The sequence below is a fragment of the Streptomyces sp. NPDC059897 genome, assembly GCF_042730865.1.
In the GTDB taxonomy this organism is placed as follows: domain Bacteria; phylum Actinomycetota; class Actinomycetes; order Streptomycetales; family Streptomycetaceae; genus Streptomyces.
Genome location: NZ_JBHWKQ010000014.1, coordinates 193,000 through 208,739, shown reverse-complemented (window position 1 = coordinate 208,739; position 15,740 = coordinate 193,000). Strand labels below are relative to the sequence as shown.

Annotated in this window: 17 protein-coding genes; 4 read left to right on the top strand and 13 right to left on the bottom strand. The window is 71.4% G+C overall.

The window, feature by feature from the left end:
* Nucleotides 1-588 precede the first annotated feature (588 nt).
* The 3 genes from ACFV9W_RS18530 to ACFV9W_RS18520 are packed head-to-tail and all read right to left on the bottom strand — an operon-like array spanning nucleotide 589 to nucleotide 2,989.
* The gene (locus tag ACFV9W_RS18530) at nucleotides 589-1,164 is read right to left on the bottom strand and encodes a transcriptional regulator (protein WP_385761903.1); all 576 of its coding nucleotides are present in this window, start codon (nucleotides 1,162-1,164) and stop codon (nucleotides 589-591) included.
* Nucleotides 1,165-1,166: 2 nt separating this feature from the next.
* The gene (locus ACFV9W_RS18525) at nucleotides 1,167-2,744 is read right to left on the bottom strand and encodes a helix-turn-helix domain-containing protein (protein ID WP_385761900.1); all 1,578 of its coding nucleotides are present in this window, start codon (nucleotides 2,742-2,744) and stop codon (nucleotides 1,167-1,169) included.
* Nucleotides 2,741-2,989, bottom strand: a complete 249-nt coding sequence (locus ACFV9W_RS18520) for a hypothetical protein (RefSeq protein WP_385761898.1) — start codon at nucleotides 2,987-2,989, stop codon at nucleotides 2,741-2,743. The genes ACFV9W_RS18525 and ACFV9W_RS18520 overlap by 4 nt, the downstream gene beginning before the upstream one ends.
* Nucleotides 2,990-3,875: 886 nt before the next feature.
* Here ACFV9W_RS18520 and ACFV9W_RS18515 point away from each other — a divergent pair.
* Nucleotides 3,876-4,148 carry a hypothetical protein gene (locus ACFV9W_RS18515; protein WP_385761895.1) on the top strand — a complete coding sequence of 91 codons (273 nt, stop codon included), beginning with the start codon at nucleotides 3,876-3,878 and terminating at the stop codon, nucleotides 4,146-4,148.
* Nucleotides 4,149-5,083: 935 nt separating this feature from the next.
* On the opposite strand, the gene ACFV9W_RS18510 is transcribed toward ACFV9W_RS18515, so the two are convergent.
* The 9 genes from ACFV9W_RS18510 to ACFV9W_RS18470 form a co-directional block, all read right to left on the bottom strand.
* A complete protein-coding gene (locus ACFV9W_RS18510) occupies nucleotides 5,084-5,470 on the bottom strand; it encodes a hypothetical protein (RefSeq protein WP_385761893.1) in 387 nt (128 codons plus the stop codon).
* Entirely contained in the window at nucleotides 5,470-6,114 is a 645-nt protein-coding gene (locus ACFV9W_RS18505; RefSeq protein WP_385761890.1) for a hypothetical protein, read from the bottom strand. The genes ACFV9W_RS18510 and ACFV9W_RS18505 overlap by 1 nt, the downstream gene beginning before the upstream one ends.
* A gap of 11 nt (nucleotides 6,115-6,125) precedes the next feature.
* Entirely contained in the window at nucleotides 6,126-6,332 is a 207-nt protein-coding gene (locus ACFV9W_RS18500) for a hypothetical protein (RefSeq protein WP_385761887.1), read from the bottom strand.
* The gene (locus ACFV9W_RS18495; RefSeq protein WP_385761886.1) at nucleotides 6,329-6,538 is read right to left on the bottom strand and encodes a hypothetical protein; all 210 of its coding nucleotides are present in this window, start codon (nucleotides 6,536-6,538) and stop codon (nucleotides 6,329-6,331) included. Before ACFV9W_RS18495 ends, ACFV9W_RS18500 begins: the two co-directional genes overlap by 4 nt.
* Nucleotides 6,535-6,774: a hypothetical protein gene (locus ACFV9W_RS18490; protein WP_385761883.1), complete on the bottom strand. Its 240-nt coding sequence runs from the start codon at nucleotides 6,772-6,774 to the stop codon at nucleotides 6,535-6,537. The genes ACFV9W_RS18495 and ACFV9W_RS18490 overlap by 4 nt, the downstream gene beginning before the upstream one ends.
* The gene (locus ACFV9W_RS18485; protein WP_385761881.1) at nucleotides 6,771-6,902 is read right to left on the bottom strand and encodes a hypothetical protein; all 132 of its coding nucleotides are present in this window, start codon (nucleotides 6,900-6,902) and stop codon (nucleotides 6,771-6,773) included. Before ACFV9W_RS18485 ends, ACFV9W_RS18490 begins: the two co-directional genes overlap by 4 nt.
* Entirely contained in the window at nucleotides 6,899-7,105 is a 207-nt protein-coding gene (locus ACFV9W_RS18480; protein WP_385761878.1) for a hypothetical protein, read from the bottom strand. Before ACFV9W_RS18480 ends, ACFV9W_RS18485 begins: the two co-directional genes overlap by 4 nt.
* 906 nt (nucleotides 7,106-8,011) lie before the next feature.
* Nucleotides 8,012-9,007 (bottom strand): LLM class flavin-dependent oxidoreductase, encoded by a 996-nt coding sequence (locus tag ACFV9W_RS18475; protein ID WP_385761875.1) that lies wholly within the window; start codon nucleotides 9,005-9,007, stop codon nucleotides 8,012-8,014.
* 279 nt (nucleotides 9,008-9,286) lie between these two features.
* Entirely contained in the window at nucleotides 9,287-10,609 is a 1,323-nt protein-coding gene (locus tag ACFV9W_RS18470) for an MFS transporter (RefSeq protein WP_385761872.1), read from the bottom strand.
* Nucleotides 10,610-11,040: 431 nt separating this feature from the next.
* Here ACFV9W_RS18470 and ACFV9W_RS18465 point away from each other — a divergent pair, with 431 nt between their 5' ends.
* Both ACFV9W_RS18465 and ACFV9W_RS18460 read left to right on the top strand, forming a co-directional pair.
* Nucleotides 11,041-11,223 carry a hypothetical protein gene (locus ACFV9W_RS18465; RefSeq protein WP_385761870.1) on the top strand — a complete coding sequence of 61 codons (183 nt, stop codon included), beginning with the start codon at nucleotides 11,041-11,043 and terminating at the stop codon, nucleotides 11,221-11,223.
* Between the two features lie 1,078 nt (nucleotides 11,224-12,301).
* Nucleotides 12,302-13,057, top strand: coding sequence for an alpha/beta hydrolase family protein (locus tag ACFV9W_RS18460; RefSeq protein WP_385761867.1), 756 nt, complete (start codon nucleotides 12,302-12,304; stop codon nucleotides 13,055-13,057).
* Between the two features lie 494 nt (nucleotides 13,058-13,551).
* On the opposite strand, the gene ACFV9W_RS18455 is transcribed toward ACFV9W_RS18460, so the two are convergent.
* Nucleotides 13,552-13,704, bottom strand: coding sequence for a hypothetical protein (locus ACFV9W_RS18455; protein WP_385761864.1), 153 nt, complete (start codon nucleotides 13,702-13,704; stop codon nucleotides 13,552-13,554).
* Nucleotides 13,705-13,762: 58 nt separating this feature from the next.
* Here ACFV9W_RS18455 and ACFV9W_RS18450 point away from each other — a divergent pair, with 58 nt between their 5' ends.
* Nucleotides 13,763-15,409 carry an alkene reductase gene (locus ACFV9W_RS18450; protein ID WP_385761861.1) on the top strand — a complete coding sequence of 549 codons (1,647 nt, stop codon included), beginning with the start codon at nucleotides 13,763-13,765 and terminating at the stop codon, nucleotides 15,407-15,409.
* Nucleotides 15,410-15,740: the final 331 nt, after the last annotated feature.

Genomic DNA, 15,740 nt, shown 5'->3' with positions numbered 1-15,740 from the left:
CCGCAGACACGACGCGCCGTCGCTACGCGACGGATCCGGTGCTCCGCACCGGAGTAACTCGCCGACTCCGTCGGCGAGTTGGTGTCACTCCGTGACACCAAGTCAGTAACGCTCCGCGTTACTGACGGCTCGGACCGCTCCGCGGTCCGGCCTGCCGGGTCCACGCTCCGCGCGGCCCCTCAAAAGCCGCCGGCTGCAGGGGTGGGGCCGCGTATACGTCCCGTCCCCCGTTCGAGGTATGGGAACAAAAACCTATCTGGTCTATGGGAATCGGCGCTGTACTCCACTCGCTCGTGTCGGAGTGGTGCCTTCCATCAACTGCGCCTGATCTTAAGGTAGTTGACTTGCCTTTAGTTTCACACGTGTCTTACAAAACCAGGGGTCGATCATGACATGGCCGTCGTCGGCTTGGAGCCACTCCCTGGGTGCGGGGAAGGCCGCGAGAGTTCGGCCGTCTTGGTGAAGGAGTAGCGGGATGTTTGGTTCATCTTGCTTGTCATTAAGGTTGTTTGACGGTGTATCAGGCTGAGTTCAGTGTTGAGGGGCCGCTGTTGGAGGTGAGTTCGGATAGCGGGCTTTGTCAGTCCCTCACGCGGCGAAGCCGATGTTCATGACGTATTCGTAGGCGCCGTAGTCGGAGCCGAGGTCGGCGGTGATGTCGTCGAACCAGGCTGTGTCCATGGCCCGGCTGTCATCGGCGGCCCATGCTTGGATCATCCGGTCCCAGTGCCGCACGTTCAGGGTGCGGAAGGAGACGTCCCGTTGCAGGGGGCGGCTCACTTGGGACTGGTTGAGGGGGTGGAATTCGACGCGGGTGCCGCGGCCCTGGCGGTTGAGGCGCTGTACGAGGTAGCGGGCCACGTTGTGGCGGCGTACCCGTACGTACACGGTTTCCAGTTGCGTGAGGCTTTTCTTGGACGGGGTGGCTTTGCCGTCGGCCCAGCGTTTGAGGGTGCGGTCGGAGATGGTGAGGCCGGCGGCGCGGGCGGCGGCTTTGGCGTGCGGGGTGCGGGTGAGGTAGTTGAGGCGGGCGAGCATGCCGCGGCGTTGGGTGATGGGGGTGGCGATGAAGCCGGCGAGTTGGTCGAGCTGGCGGGCTGCCGCCTCGTGGCCCTTCATTCCTTGGGCGCCGTATTTGCCGAATTCTTTGTTGCGGTCGGGCATCTCTAGTCCTCCTCCCCTGCCTGTGGCGTGTCGTCGTGCTCCGCGCCTGCCGTGTAGATGTCTTTGATTTTGACCTCGGTGACGCCGCGGCCCTCGTTAAAGACACGCCGCCAGTCGCCGATGACGTGGAGTTCGTCGGTGCCCATCGCGCGGACGACGGTGAGGCCTTCTTCGTGGGCCTTGAGGGTTTTCATCCAGAGGTTGGCGAAGGCCTGGGAGCGGATGAGGTGCATCCAGTCGGGGCGGTTGAGTTCCCGGTTGTAGGTCGAGGTTCCCATGGTGGAGACGAACTTGGAGTACATGGCCTTCACGTACTCGAGGGTGACCTCGTCGTCGTCGGCGAGTGCGTGCTCGCGGGCGTCCTTGAGGGCGATGCGGAATTTTTCCAGCAGGCCTTCGGTGGCGCCCGAGGTGTAGGACTCGTGGATCGCCGGGGGCTCGCAGAGCCCGTATTTGGGGCCGGACAGGCGCAGCAGGAGGCGGAGGGTGGGTTCGGTGACCCATAGGGGGCCGGGTTCGTCGCGTTGGCCGAGTGGGTTGGGCAGTAGGTCGTTGTGGTCCCAGTGGGGTGGGGTGATGAGGTGGACGCCGGCCTTGCGGCGGTCGTGGTGGCCGTCGGTGGAGTGTTCGAGTTGGCCGATCGGCAGGTGGGTTTTGAGGGCGGACAGGTAGGCGCCGTTGATGTCGAGTGCGGTGATTTCGTGGGTGCCGGGGGGCAGGTGGGGCCGGGTCCATTTGGGGCGGGCTTCCCAGATCTGGTCGGCGTCGTGCTTGGTTTTCTTTTTGAGGATGTCCGGCAGCCAGGGGTGGGCGATGACGTCGTAGCGGCCGCCTTTGCGGGTTTCGTCCAGTAGGGCCATCGCGTCGGGGATCGCCTTTTTGAGCAGGGCTGCGGTGGCTGCTTCGATGTCGCCTGCGTGGGCGGTGAGGGCGGCCTGGACGGAGGAGGTGATGAGGCCGGCCGGTTGGTCGGCGGGCTGGAAGGCGCGTCGGGTGGGCGGTTTGGTGCTGTGGGGGGTGTGGTGCGGTGCGCGTGAGGCCGTGTCGGCGGGGCGGGTCGGTGGTGGCGTGGACGCGGGCTGCGCTGCGGCGGAGGCGGCCTGTGCGGGCGTCGTGGTGTGGCAGTCGGCCGGGTTCAGGTGTTGCGGGAAGCCGGCGACGCGTTGCGTGGCGGGTGTGCCGCACAGGACGCAGGGCTCGGGCACGGCAAGGGTTTCGACGTCGTCCCCGTCCCCGTCTCCGTCCCCGTCGACGGTGTCGGTCGTCATTGGTGGTGGCGGGGGTGTCGTCTGTGGGGTGGCGGGGGGCTGTGTTTTGTGGGCCTCGGGGGCGGGGGCCGGGGTGAGTTTCGCGGCCAGGCCGTCCAGGAGGTAGGCGTACCTGGTGCGGGTCTGTCCGGCGGGGTCGCGGCCGGCTTCCCATCCGGCGACTGTGGACGGGCCTACTCCCAGTGTGCGGGCCACCTGTGCCTTTGACAGGCCTGCCTGTTCGCGCAGTTCGCGGCGTACGGCTGTGTCGGGCAGTTCGGCTTCCGGGACGAGGGAGTCGAGCAGGGAGTCGATTGCGTCGAAGTCGCTCATCGCCGGTTCCCCGTGTCCTTGCTGTCCCGCTTGGCCCTGCGCCGTTCCGCGAGTGCCGGGGTGACCGTTTCCTTGACTCGCTGTTCTCCCCAGCCTGTCAGTTGCGCGGCGCGCCCGATCCGTCCGTGCACCGGGCGTCCCGTGACCGGGTCCCGTGCCAGGAATGCGCGCAGCGCCTCGGCGACCCGCTCTTCGGCGGCCTGCAACTCGGCCACTGCCGCGGCCAGTTCGCGTTCATCACCCACATCAGACACCATCCCATCATGGCAGATTCTGCGATCGGTAGCAAATTGCTGATGGTCGGCGATATTTTGAGTGTCTTGGATTTGATTACGGTCGCTCAGTCACTCGGTTCGCTCAGGGCACGCACCCTGCTGCCCCGTGTGCGGCGGCTGCTCCTGGTCCCGGAGGGGGGGGCGGGTCCACGGGTGCTGCTGTCGCGCCGTTCTTTGGTGGTGCTTCAACCGGCCTCGTCCGCCAGGGAATGCGAGGCGCGGGGGCAGGGGTGGAGTGCACCGGCCGGCTGTCCTCCCGTCCGCGGAGGTGGTGCCGACGGGCCGGGCGCCATTCGTACGTTCTGGCGCATGCGCACCCCGGTCGTGTGCGTGCCACGGCGGCGGAGCGGAGGTCCTGGGCGTCATCGCAGTGGGCCCCGCGCCCTGGGCCACGACTGGGCCACGACGCGAAAGACCGTCGGTGCGGGAGGATCCGCCGCAGGTGGTCGAATTGCCCGTCTCCGGTGCGGAGTTGCCCATTGTTTCAGCCTGGTGCGGGCTTGTGCTCGAAGCGGGTGCCGGTGTTCATCGGGGAGCAGGGCCGTTCCGAGGCTCGGGGCAGGGCCGAACGGTGGACGCCCGACCGCCCCGGGGCGTCCGCCGTGTGACGCCGGTTTCGCGCGGGGCGCGCTCCGGGGCGTGGCCGAGGCCGGCCGCACAGTCCGTGCGTCTTCCACGGAAGGGCGTCGCGCGCGAAGGGGCGTCGGCGCGCCCCTCGAGTCGCTACCGGTCGAACCTTCTCGCGCCCGCCCCGGCGCGCTGCCTGCGGGCGAGGACGCGCAAGCCCACTCCGGCGGCGACGAGCATCGCGGCGAGCGTCCCGAGGATGAGGGTGTGGCTTCGGGACTCCTGTCCCGTGTCGGCGAGCTGCGGACCGCGGGAGGGCGGGGCGGCCGGCGGCGTCGGCGGTGCCGTGGCCGTCGGTGTGGAGGAGGGAGCGGTGGACGGCGTGGAGGAGGGGGCGGCGGGCGGCGTCGACGGGGCGGTCGTCGGGGCGGTCGCGCTCGTACTCGGGGTCGGGGTCTGGCTCGCGGGTGGTGTGGTCGGCCCGCTCGGGGTCGGGGAGGGGGTGGTGGGTGTTCCCACCGACGAGGACGGTGTGGGCGAGGGGGTCTCCTCCTCGCCGTAGCCGGAGGGCTCCTCCCCCGGGCCGTAGCCGTGGTCCTCGTCGCCGTACCCGGTCGCGGGTCCCCAGTCTCCCGGAGCGTCCGCGGCCCCGTACCCGTACCCCCCCTCTGGTGCGCCGGCCGGGGGCGGACTCGCTTCGCCGGCGGCGCCCGGCGCCCCGGCGGCGACGGACAGTGCCGAAGCCGGGGCCGCGGCACAGCCGATCGCGGCGGCCGTCACGGCCCCCACCACCGCCCTGCGCACACCGGCCCGCAGGCCTCCGCAATCAAGATATGTGTAGTTTTCGCGCATACCGGTGATAATCGGTCGGCGGCCCGGCGCAGACAAGGCAACGCGCCGTCGGGCCACTTGGCCTGCGAGGGCAGTCGTGGCGCAGCGCGCGCCGGCATCTCCCTCGGCCGGCAGTGATCCGGTGGTGGGGAGTCTGTGGGACGAAGTCCGGTGCGCTGTTTGAGAGGCCCGGCTTCGGGTGGGCGGGTCTCTCGGGCGGGCCGGATTCGGGCGGGCGGCTTGTCGGCGGGAACGGGCTTCGGTCCGCTTCTGTGGTTGCGCACGCAGCATGGCGTGCTGTCGGCCTCTGGTTGACGGCTGACGCTGTCGCCCGGAGAACGCCTGCGGTGAGGAGGGGCCGGCCACGGGGGGCGCCGCTGACGAAGTCCGGGTCATGGCTCCACGAGGCGCGGCTCTCGCCCGCGGAGGGCGTCCATGTCGTGGTACTCGCCGCGGCCGGGCTGGTGTCGAGGTGGGGCTTGCGGACGGCCGGGGTCTCCTCCCCCGTCTGGCTACCAGTCGACGGAGTCAGCGGCACGGGACGCGGTCGGGAGGAAGGCGTTCCGCTCCGTTCCGGCAGAGCCGGGCCGGTGTGGGTCGGCGGACGGGGTGGGGGCTGAAGTTGAGTGGTGGGTGTCGTGGGTGTCGTGGGAATGTGCGTGCAGGTCAGCGTGTGTGAGGGAGGACCACGACCTGTACATCGTCCTCGTAGATCACGTGCCCTGGGTCGGTCGATTTCACCGCGTGGCAGTCCACGTCGTGCGCTGACAGGATCTCCAGGTAACCCGCCACGCGCTCGATGAGGTGGGATGCCGAGGGCTTGAACCAGGCCGTGGCTCCGGGGTTGACCGCCGGGTCGTACACACTCGGGTCCACCGTGGACGGGTCCGTATACGCGGCGTCGTACCACGCGTTGTTCTCGCTTCGGAACCGATCCTGCTCGGCCGTCAGCCGCCCGTTGCGGGCAAGGTTGTTGACCAGTCCGAACACTCCCTTGAACTGGCCCCGCTCGTCGGACATGGTCGACTGGAACCGCACATACTCGATGGACATCACCCGATCCTGCCACGCGCCTCCGGGGGCCGGGAGGGTTCCCGGGCCGTGCCGAAGCCATGCCAGGGCGAGCGGGCCCGCGGGGGACGGCTGGCGCCAGGAGGCCGCTGCTGAAGGGGTGTTGGGGCTCTGTCCCGCGGTTCGGGCGCCCGGATCCGGCCGGATCGCCGGCAAGGCTGTGCGAGGGCAACGGTGCTGAGGGCGAACTCCCCATGGCTCTCCCCCTCCCCCTGCGCTACTTGGGCCTCCGCCGTGGGCTCAGTGATGCCGTCCCGTGCACCCCGTCCACGGGCTCGTGCCTGTGCGGCTACCAGTTCATGTGGCGGGGCATACGGCACTTCCCGGCGGAGTCCGTCGAGGCAGTCGTCGTCGCCGATCGCGATGACGAGCGCCGCGCACAGCGCCAGCACGGCGAGGACGGCCACCAGGCCGGTACGGGTGAGCAGGAACCGGCTGAAGCGGGTGCCGGTGCGGCCGGGGCGCCGGTCGCGGGGCACCGTGGCCCGGCGCAGGTTCCAGACGGCGCAGCCGGTGACGGTCACGGCGCCGAAGGCCGCCGACACCCAGCCGTCGCGGAAGAGGCCCTGGGCGACGTAGGCGACCATGCCGCCGAAGATCAGCGCGTACATGCTCCGGACGAGCACCTTATTGATCATCAGTACTGGTCGCTGTCCTGGTCCGTGTACCGGTAGAGGATCGTGAGCAGGACGTGGAGGACGGCGCTGCCCACGAGGACACCCACGACGGTCTGCCGCCGCCCTGTGACCACACCGGCAATGCCGCCAAAGCGCAGGAAGCCGCCCGCTGCGGCGGTGCCACCGGCGGCGGGCATCGCTGCGAGCTTCTTCAGGCGCTTGATCACGTGGGGTCCTTCGTCCATGCGCGCCGCATGCGCCACCAGTTCCAGGCGGACGAGGCAATCAGCGCGCCCATACAGGCCTCCTGCACCGGGTAGCGCCGTACGGGGGGCTCGATGCCACCCGCGATGCAGTAGCCCACGGCGAGCCCGATCTGGACGGCGTTGCATCTCCGGCTGCGCGGCGGCCCGCTGGGCGAGATCCACTTCATCGGCGCTTCACCTCGCGGCGCATGAGGCGGTCGAGGCGGGTCAGCAGGGCCTGGCGCCCGGCGCGGTGCTTGCGGCGCTTCACGTGCCGTTCCCGGCCCCAGGCGCTGGCGGCCAAGAGGCCGAGGGCCGGCCAGAGCGCGCGGGCCCAGCCGGAGCAGTCCGCGGCGATATCGATGGTGCAGATGGCCAGCCAACCAATGGCGACGGCCTGCCACTTGTCTTCGCTCAGCTTCACCCGGGCCCCCACAAGCCCCAGGCGCAGAGGCCTGGCGCCACGCCGAGCACGAGCAGGCCGAGCGGCAACCGCGACCAGTCCGGGAGCGCGTCGATCCATTCGGTGCGGGTGTACGCCAGCTCGGTCACTTGCGCCCCCTGCTCATCTCGGCGAGGGTGCGCAGTATCTCGGCCCGCCCCATGCCCAGTGCACGGCGGGTCTTGCCGAGGCTGCGGAGGCCCGCGACCAGCCCCACGGCTGTCGCGACGAGAAATACGATCGCGAGCGGCACAGCCGGCCAGTCAGGGAGCAGCTCGCCGACGAGCCTCCCCGCCCCGCGTCCGTGTGCCACGTAGATCACTTGGGCCCCCGCGTGCCCCAGACGCAGATACCGATCAGCAGGGCCAGAAACAGCAGCGCGAACGGCAGCTCCGCCCAGTCGGGAAGCGCCTCGTCGTATCGTTCGCCGAATGCCATGGGGATCACTTGGGCCCCCGAAAGAAGTTGCCCCCGATCACGACACCGGCCCCCGTGGCCAGCAGGACGATCAGTGGCCACCCCCCGTGGCCCGCACGGCCGTATACCCCTCTCCCGGCGTATGCGTCGTGTGCCAGGTGGTTCACTGTCGCTCTCCGCTCGGTAAGCCCCCCGGCTGTCGATGTGTCCGGGGGACGCTAGGCGGCGGGCGGGGCGCGGCGGAAATTGATCATGGGGGGTTCGTTACGGGTCTCACACCGGCCCGGGACGGGCGATGTGCCGGACGGCTCCCTGCCCGAACCGGTGCCGTTGCGACTCGGCGCCGCCCTGCCCGCGAGCCCGCCTCACGGTCCGCTGCGCCATGCCGTCGGCTGCTGCGGCCTTCCGGGGGCGAACTGTCCTGGCGAGGGTGACTGCCGGCGTCTCCTGCGACACCCCGCGCGGATCGCCGCGTCGTCTGTCGCGCGGAGACGGTCATCGAGGCATCGGGCCCCATGAGTACGGCAGCCGAGCCGGGGGGCTGGGGTGGCGGTGTGCCGGGGGCTCGGGAAGGGGCGGAAGTGCGCGGCATGTCCAGGCCCCTTGAGGGTGTCCGAGGGGGCGGCCGTGGTCTCGGCGTCTGCGCCGCGGGCCTCGGTTTCCTCCGCTGTCGGACTGCTGATGCCCCCCCCCAGGGCTGCCCCTCTCGACGGTCGTCGCCGGGGAAGGGCGGGTGGCGCTCACGGATCTGCTCCAGAAACGTGTGCTGGGGATTCCTTCCGGTCCGGTGGTGGTGTGGGTGTCAGGGGGTGAGGGTGCGGGCGAGGGAGTCGAGGGACGTGTGGGCGCCGGGGCCGGCGGGGGAAAGGATCACGCTGGTCGCGCCGGCGGTGTGGCGGGCGGTGATCGCTGCGCGGGCCTGGCCGGGTGTGCCGGCGATGCTCAGCTCGCGGACCCAGGCGGCGGGCAGGGTCCGGGCGAACTCCCGGGCGTCGCGGCAGGCGGCACGGTGGGCGCGCAGCTCGGCGGCGAAGGGCAGCGGGTCGATGTGGGCCGCCCAGCCCGGCTCCCCGATCGCTTCCAGGCCGGCGCGGACGCGGGCGAGCGCCGTTTCCTCGTCGTCGTCGACGGCCGCGGCGTCGTAGGTGACGATCTCCGGGGTTCCTGTGGCGGCTTGGGGGTTCAGATGGTTCAGGGAGGCGGTGATGTAGGCGGGGGCGGCGGGTTCGGCCAGGAGGAGTCCGTCGGCGACCTCGCCCGCGGTCTGCTGGGACCGGGGGCCGCGCACGCCCCAGACGATGGGCGGGAGGGCCTCGGGGCCGGGGGGCTCGGTGAGGACGACGCCTTCACAGTGCACGTAGCGGCCGCCTGCGGGACCGGGCTTGCCTCGCAGGAGCAGGCGCAGCGCGGTGGTGTATTCCTCGAGGAGGGTCAGGGGGCTGTCGGGCCAGGCTCCGGCCTGGCGCATCCAGTCGGGCATGCCGTGGCCGATGCCGGCGATCAGGCGGCCGGGATGGAGCCGGGCGAGGGTGGCCAGCTCCATCGCGGCGAAGCACACGTTGCGGGCGCCTGCGGGCAGGATGCCGATGCCGACCGTGATGGTCTCGGTGCCGGCCAGGACGGAGGCGGCCTGAGCGATGCCGCCGCGCCGGCCGAGGTCCTCCACCACCCACAGCTGATCGAAGCCGAGCTCTTCGGCGCGCCGGGCGTAGGACAGCACCTCGCGGGCGGGCAGGTCCAGGGGCAGCAGGACACCGACCCGGCGGGCGCGGGCGGACCAGGCGTGAGGACCGGGCATCGGACTCCTTCTCCTTCGGGCACGGGGGCGGGGCAGGTTTCAGGGACCGTGGCGTACCAGCGGTCAACACGCAAGGGCGTACACGGCGTCCGCCCTGTCATCACCACCGGCGTGCGGGCCCCCCTACGGTCGAGGCCGGCCGCCGGGCGTGAGCCGAAGGAGCGTGCTCCGCCCGTCGCGGCACTGCGCGCCGTGTGATCCGTTCACTCAGACGTCCTTGCCCCTTGCCCGGCTTCGACCGGGGCGACCGTGGAGGGGCCGAGAGCTCCTGGCACCCGCTCACGGGCCCGTCCCCCGGAAGCCGCCAGTGCTGTGACCGGGAACGTTCACCGGGTTCCGGCCGAGGGCTGTCCGGAGGGGGTGTGGACGGGGGCCGCCGTCCACGGTTCGGCGGTACGCTGCCCATCGCCCCGCCGCCAGGACGGTCATCGCCGGCGAGGCCCCGAGAGTGAGGGCGAATCCACCGTTGGCGCCGTCCGCGTCCACCGCGTGTCCGGCCACCGCGGCGGCGGCCGCGGAACCCGCCGCGCTCGCCGAGTTGAGCCAGGTCAGCGCCTGAGTCAGGACGGCCCGGTGGACACCCGCCTCGGTCAGCACCGAGAACAGCACCAGGACCGGCGGGATCATCCCCTCCACCACCACCACCGCCCCGGCCAGCTGCACCGGGGACCCCGCGACCAGCAACAAAGGGCAGCCGGCCGCCAAAGCCGCCGTGGCCAACGCAAGTTGGGCGGACGGCGCCCTCCGCCACCGGCGCAGCCCGTACAGCCATCCGGCAAGCAGTGCGCCCACGCTCCCGGCCGCGAAGAGGGCCGGGGCGGCGGTGGCGGCGCCGCGCTCCACCACAAAAGCCGTCACGGACAGTCCCATGGCGCCGAAGTGCACGCCGATGGCGAGGTTCAGCGCGACCAGCACCACGAACCCGGGGCGCAGCAGGGTGCGTGCGGCACGGCCGCGTTCCGCCGCGTCGACGACGGAGCGGGGCGCGGTGCCGCGCTGAACGGCCAGGCCCAGACCGCCGGCGGTGATCAAAGTGGTGGCCACAGCGGTGGCGGCGGCGGGCCGCCCCAGCGCGCCGAGAAAGCTGACGAGTACCGGGCCGATCAGGAAGGCGGTGCCGTTGGCCATCGACTCGAGTGAGAAGGCAGTGGGCAGTGCCTGCGGGCCCGGCCGTCCAGGCTCCTGTTGCCGCAGCATGGCCGCCCACCGTGCTGCGGACAACGCCCCCAACTGCGGCACGGCGGCCCCCGCCAGTGCCCCGCAGGAGACCAGCGCCCACCGCGGCGCGGATGCCGACAGCAGCAGTCCGCCCACCGCCGCGGCATGCGCCACTACCGCCGGCGGCAACACCCGGACCTGACCGAACCGGTCGATCAGCCGGGCCAGTTGCGGTCCGGCAAGCGCCTCGGCAACGGCGAAAGCCCCCACGACCAGACCGGCCACGGCATAGGACCCGCTGCGATGGTGGACCAGCCAGACCAGTCCCAGACCCGTCATGGCGATCCCGATGCGGCCGACGGCCGCGGTGAAGAAGAAGGCAGCGGCCCCCTGGAGGCGCAGCAGCCCCCGACAGCCCGGCTGTGCCGGGGATGCGGTGCTCACGAATATCCCGGAATTCCCCGGCCGGCAGGAGCGGACCGCAGCAGGGTCGCCGGCGCCCGGACGGTGCAGGATGCCTGCACCGTGAAGAGTGCGACCCGCGGTCGACGCCCGGAGCCTTCCACCCCGGGTGCGGCGCGGGGACACACGCGGCCGCACCGGCTCCGTCACCGTCCGGCTTGGGTACTTGTCAGTGGCGGTCCGGGCGAGCGCCCGGACACCACGAGCGTAGTGAACACAACGTTTCCGGTCACCGGATTAGCCCCCGGCCGTGGGGTTGTGACGGTGCCCCGGCCGTGTCGTCACCGGCCGCCCCTGGCCGCCCCGGTTCAATGACCCTGCCAAAGCCACTGATCGGCGACGTGCTCGCCCCGCACCACCCCCCGCCCTCGGGGCCGGAGGAGAGGCGGGGCGAGCCGAGACGGGAGAACTCCATGCGTATCCGCACCCTGTTCGTGTCCACCCTGCTGGCGGCCTGCGCCGTCCTCGGCGGCGCCGGTATGGCGGCAGCCGACGACGGCCCCCAGGAACTCACCCCCAGAGAGCAGGCCGGCCTGGAAGCGGCCACGTCGATCGTCGACGCGCTGCTCGGCGGAGGCGTACCGATCGCCCGGTAGCGTCACGCGGAGCCCGGTGCCGTCACGGCCCTGCCCCCCGGCCCCTGCCCCACGCACGACCCGGGGGGCGGGGGCCCGGGGGGGCGGGGGGATGCTGGTGGCGGGGTGTCAGGAGCAGGGACGGTAGAACTGCTTCCAGCCGCCGGGGCATGCAAGGCGAGTCCGTCATGCCCTGGCCGTACGTGGCAATCACGGCGGGGCCCGGCGTCGCCCGGGCCGCCGCCCGGCCCGGACAGCAGGACCCGGCGCTCCTCGACGCCGCTTTTCCCTGCGTGGACGACGAAGACCGGGCCCGGGCGGGCATCCTTGTCACAGCCGGCGACCTGGGCCTCCTCCATCTCCCCCGCCTCGCCCCTGCCGAAGCTCACAGGCCGCCGAACGGAGGCCAAGTCGCCGCGGCCGCGCGGTCCGGGCGGTACTCCGAGACACCCGAGACACGGGAAGCCTGCGGGTCACCGATGCCGCAGGGCTCGACAACGCTGACGAACACGCCCACATGCCAACGCTGCCGACACTGCCGACGAAACCAGCCCCCTACCGCGGCGGTCTCGCCCGCAGCCGCACCGAGCAGCGGCGCCACCCAGGAGGCGGGAGGCTTCTCGCCGAACGAGCCATCCTTGGAACCCCAGCCGAACGAGCCGCCCACCGCCCCCCATCGGACACTCGCAGCGGTGCCGGTGCGGTCCGGGCCGGGGGGCCTTGTCCGGGCAGGGGCCGTCATCGAGCCGACCCACCAGGGCTGGGCCGTCGGCGAGGCAGCGCTTCTTCGCACCGGCAACCGTCAGGGCCGGCGTGGCGATGACAACCCGTGCGGCAAAGACAGCAGAGGACGCCTCCGGCAAAGCCGCAGAACCGTCCGGTGCGCGCCGGCGAAGACCGCCAAGGCCCGCTCCGGGGCGAGTGGGCGGGTCCCGGCAGGGGCCGGGCGGGGGCCGGGCGGGGTCCGGGCTGTCGAAAGTGGTGATCCGTACATGGCATGCTGCTCACCGGCCCGCGCACGGCACCCGCCGGTACCGCAGCGCGTCCGCCCGTCCCCCGACCGGTTCCTGCCTAGGTGAGCACCACAGTGAAAGAAAAAGTGAGATTCCCCAGCGTCGTCGGCCCCGAACTGGCCGGCGTGATCGACCTGCCGGAGGGCGAGGTCCGCGGCTGGGGGCTCTTCGCGCACGGGTTCACCCTCGGCAAGGACTCGCCGGCCGCCTCGCGTGTCAGCAAGCAACTGGCCCGCGAGGGCATCGGCATGCTCCGTTTCGACAACCTCGGCATCGGCGACTCCGACGGCGACTGGGGCGACGGCTCCTTCACCGTCAAAGTCCAGGACACCATCCGCGCCGCCGCCTTCATGGCCGACCGCGGCACCCCCGTCGACCTCCTCGTCGGACACTCCTGGGGCGGCGCCGCCGCCCTCGCCGCCGCCCCCGAGATCCCCGGCCTGCGCGCGCTCGCCACCATCGCCGCACCCGTCGACCCCAGCCACGTCGAGCGGCAGTACGACACCGTCCTCGACCGCGTCCTCAGCGACGGGGCACACGAATGGTTCGTCGGCGGACGCACCCTCGTCCTCAAGCGCGCCTTCGTCGAGGACGTCCGCAAGGCCCACCTGCGTGACCGGATCAGTGAGCTGGACCTTCCGCTGCTGGTCGCGCACTCCCCCACCGACTCCACCGTCGGCATCGACAACGCCGCGGAAATCTTCCAGGAAGCCCGCCACCCCCGCAGCTTCATCTCCCTCGAAGGGGCGGATCACCTGCTGACCGCGCGGGGGCAGGCGCAGCGCGCCGCACACATCATCAGCGCCTGGGCCGACCAGTACCTCGACGAACCCCGCCCCTGACCACACCACCCCGTACCGCCGTGGATGTCTGAGCCGGTGCCGGGCACGCCGGGCCCCGAAAAGGGGCCGGCGCCCGCCGGGCGAGGCGCATGGGACCGTGCACCCGCCGGGCGAAGTGCATGGGACCGTGCACCCGCCGGGCGAAGTGCATGGGACCGTGCACCCGCCGGGCGAAGTGCATGGGACCGTGCACCCGCCGGGTGAGGTACGTGAGGCCGTGCGCCGTCGTGCCGGCGCCGGCCGGCGCCCCGGATGCGGCGCGGCAACGGGCCACCGTCCGCGAACCGACTGCGAGCGGGGGCACCGGCAGCGCGGCACCCCTGGACGGTGCGTCAGTCTCCTTGGGCAGTGGCGCGGCACCGCCACCCGCGATGAGGAGACCGCACCCCTCTGCCCGGCCGGTGTTCACCTCGCGGGGATCCATCATCTTCCTGTGGCCCCCCTGCTGACCCGGGTGAGCATCCTCGGAGGCGGCCTTCAGCCCTGCGGGTTCGTCAGCCCGCCGCCGCCGTGATGACCTCGTCCAGGACCTCGCGCGTGTAACGCAGGCCCTCCATCGAGCGGTCGATCCGGCCGCGCTCCGCCACCAGTTGCCCGACCAGCCACGCCGTCGCCGACATGGCCGGGCCCCCGTCGTGGTCCCGCATGCAGGGAAACACCCTCGCGATCTGGCCGGCGCTCAGCCCGGCGGCCGGCACATGCTGAATGAGGATCACACGGCCGACAGCCGCCCCGGAGCACTCCCGGTGCCCGCCGGCCGTGCGCCCGTGCGCCCGCAGGCAAGCATGCACGTGTGCTCGCAGGAGCGCAGCGACCGCACACTCACGCCCGTACCGCGGGACAACTCACCGGTCTTCACGGGATTCCAGCCCTGCACCCGGCCCAGCGGTTGAACCTGACACCGGTGTCAGATCCTACGGTTCCCGCATGACGCACACGGCCACCTCACCACTCCTCGCCCCCTACACCACCGGCAGCCTCCACCTCCCCAACCGCCTCGTGATGGCCCCCATGACACGGTTTCGCGCACACGAGGACGGAACCCCCCTCCCCGTGGTCGCCGCCTACTACGCGCAGCGCGCCGAAGCCGGACTCCTCATCACCGAGGGCATCTGGCCACACCGCCGGGGACAGAGCGGCTGGCGCATCCCCAAACTGGAAACCCGGGCCCACATCGCCGGCTGGCGCACCGTGACCGAAGCCGTGCACGCACGCGGCGGACGCATCTTCGCCCAGCTCATGCACGGCGGACGCCAGGAACACCCGCGCTCACGGCTGCTCGGCGACATCCCGGCCGGACCGTCCGCCGTGCCGGTCCCAGGACCCGTGCACGTCAAGGACGGCAAGGCCCCCGCGCCCATGCCACGCGCGATGACCAAGCACGACATCCGCACCGCGATCGACGACCACGTCGCCGCCGCACACAACGCCCTGCAGGCAGGCTTCGACGGCGTCGAGCTCCACGGCGCCAACAGCTACCTCACCCACCAGTTCCTCGCCGACAACACCAACCTGCGCACCGACACCTACGGACACGACAAAACCCGCTTCGCCGTCGAACTGCTCACCGCACTCGCCGAAACCACCGGAGCACACCGCCTCGGGCTCCGCCTCTCCCCCGGCAACCCCCAGTCCGGCATGCTGGAGCACTCCCCCGCCCCCGTCTACCGCGCCCTGCTCCACGCGCTGAACCCACTCGGCCTGGCCTACCTCCACCTCACCGACAACGACACCTACCCCGCCCTGACCGACCTGCGACCCCACTGGAACGGCCCCCTCATCGCCAACATCGGCGAGAACCACACCCCCACCCCCCAACCCCAGGCAGAACACGTACTCACACAAGAACACGCCGACCTCGTCTCCCTCGGACGCGCCTTCCTCACCCACCCCGACCTACCCGCACGCATCGCCGCGAACGACCCCCTCACCACACCCATCAACACAGAACACCTCTACACACACGACCCACAGGGCTACACCGACTACCCCACCCTCGAAGAACAACACACGAAACAACCCACCACCACAACAACAGCAACAACAGCGGCGGCAGCAGCACAGTGCCCCCCCCCCCGGCCAGGCGCACACCGGCAACGAAAACAGCGAGGCCGTTGCAGCACGCCAGGAACGCAACCCGCTCCCCCAAACCCCTCACCGGGGAACAGCCCCACACCACAATGCAGCCCCCCGGGAGGGGAGAGGAGGGTAGCGGGCCCGCACGACGAGCACCCCGAACCCATGCCACGGCCCAGCGTGACCCCAGAGGCGCAGCAGGCCCGCGCAATGAACACCTCGAGGCAATGCCACGGTACGGCGCGATCCCAGAAGCGCAGCGAGCCCGCGCAATGAACACCTCGAGGCATTCGAGGCATGGGGACCGATGAAACATGGGGGACCGATGCGATACTGGGGACCGGAAGGTATGGACACGCGGTGAGCACCGTCACGCGGCCACCGTCATCAACTCCCCCCGCCCAGTGCCGCATTGAACGGCCGGCCGCTGCCGCTCACACCGTTCGCCGCCACCCCACGAGAGTCCGGACCAGCCCCGTGGCGTGCCGCGCGACCCGGGACATCACACCTTGTTGATGCTGCTGCCAGGCAACCACGCAGCACGACCGCCACAGAAGACACGGCAACCCTGGTACGGAAGCGGCATACGGCACCGCGCCGCCACGCC

Coding starts and splice junctions, on each gene's coding strand:
- ACFV9W_RS18455 (WP_385761864.1), bottom strand. CDS start 13,704: ATGCGGGACCACGACGGGGGCCCGGCCATGTCGGCGACGGCGTGGCTG.
- ACFV9W_RS18475 (WP_385761875.1), bottom strand. CDS start 9,007: ATGCCCGGTCCTCACGCCTGGTCCGCCCGCGCCCGCCGGGTCGGTGTC.
- ACFV9W_RS18530 (WP_385761903.1), bottom strand. CDS start 1,164: ATGCCCGACCGCAACAAAGAATTCGGCAAATACGGCGCCCAAGGAATG.
- ACFV9W_RS18495 (WP_385761886.1), bottom strand. CDS start 6,538: ATGAAGTGGATCTCGCCCAGCGGGCCGCCGCGCAGCCGGAGATGCAAC.
- ACFV9W_RS18525 (WP_385761900.1), bottom strand. CDS start 2,744: ATGAGCGACTTCGACGCAATCGACTCCCTGCTCGACTCCCTCGTCCCG.
- ACFV9W_RS18510 (WP_385761893.1), bottom strand. CDS start 5,470: ATGTCCATCGAGTATGTGCGGTTCCAGTCGACCATGTCCGACGAGCGG.
- ACFV9W_RS18450 (WP_385761861.1), top strand. CDS start 13,763: ATGAGGATCACACGGCCGACAGCCGCCCCGGAGCACTCCCGGTGCCCG.
- ACFV9W_RS18465 (WP_385761870.1), top strand. CDS start 11,041: ATGCGTATCCGCACCCTGTTCGTGTCCACCCTGCTGGCGGCCTGCGCC.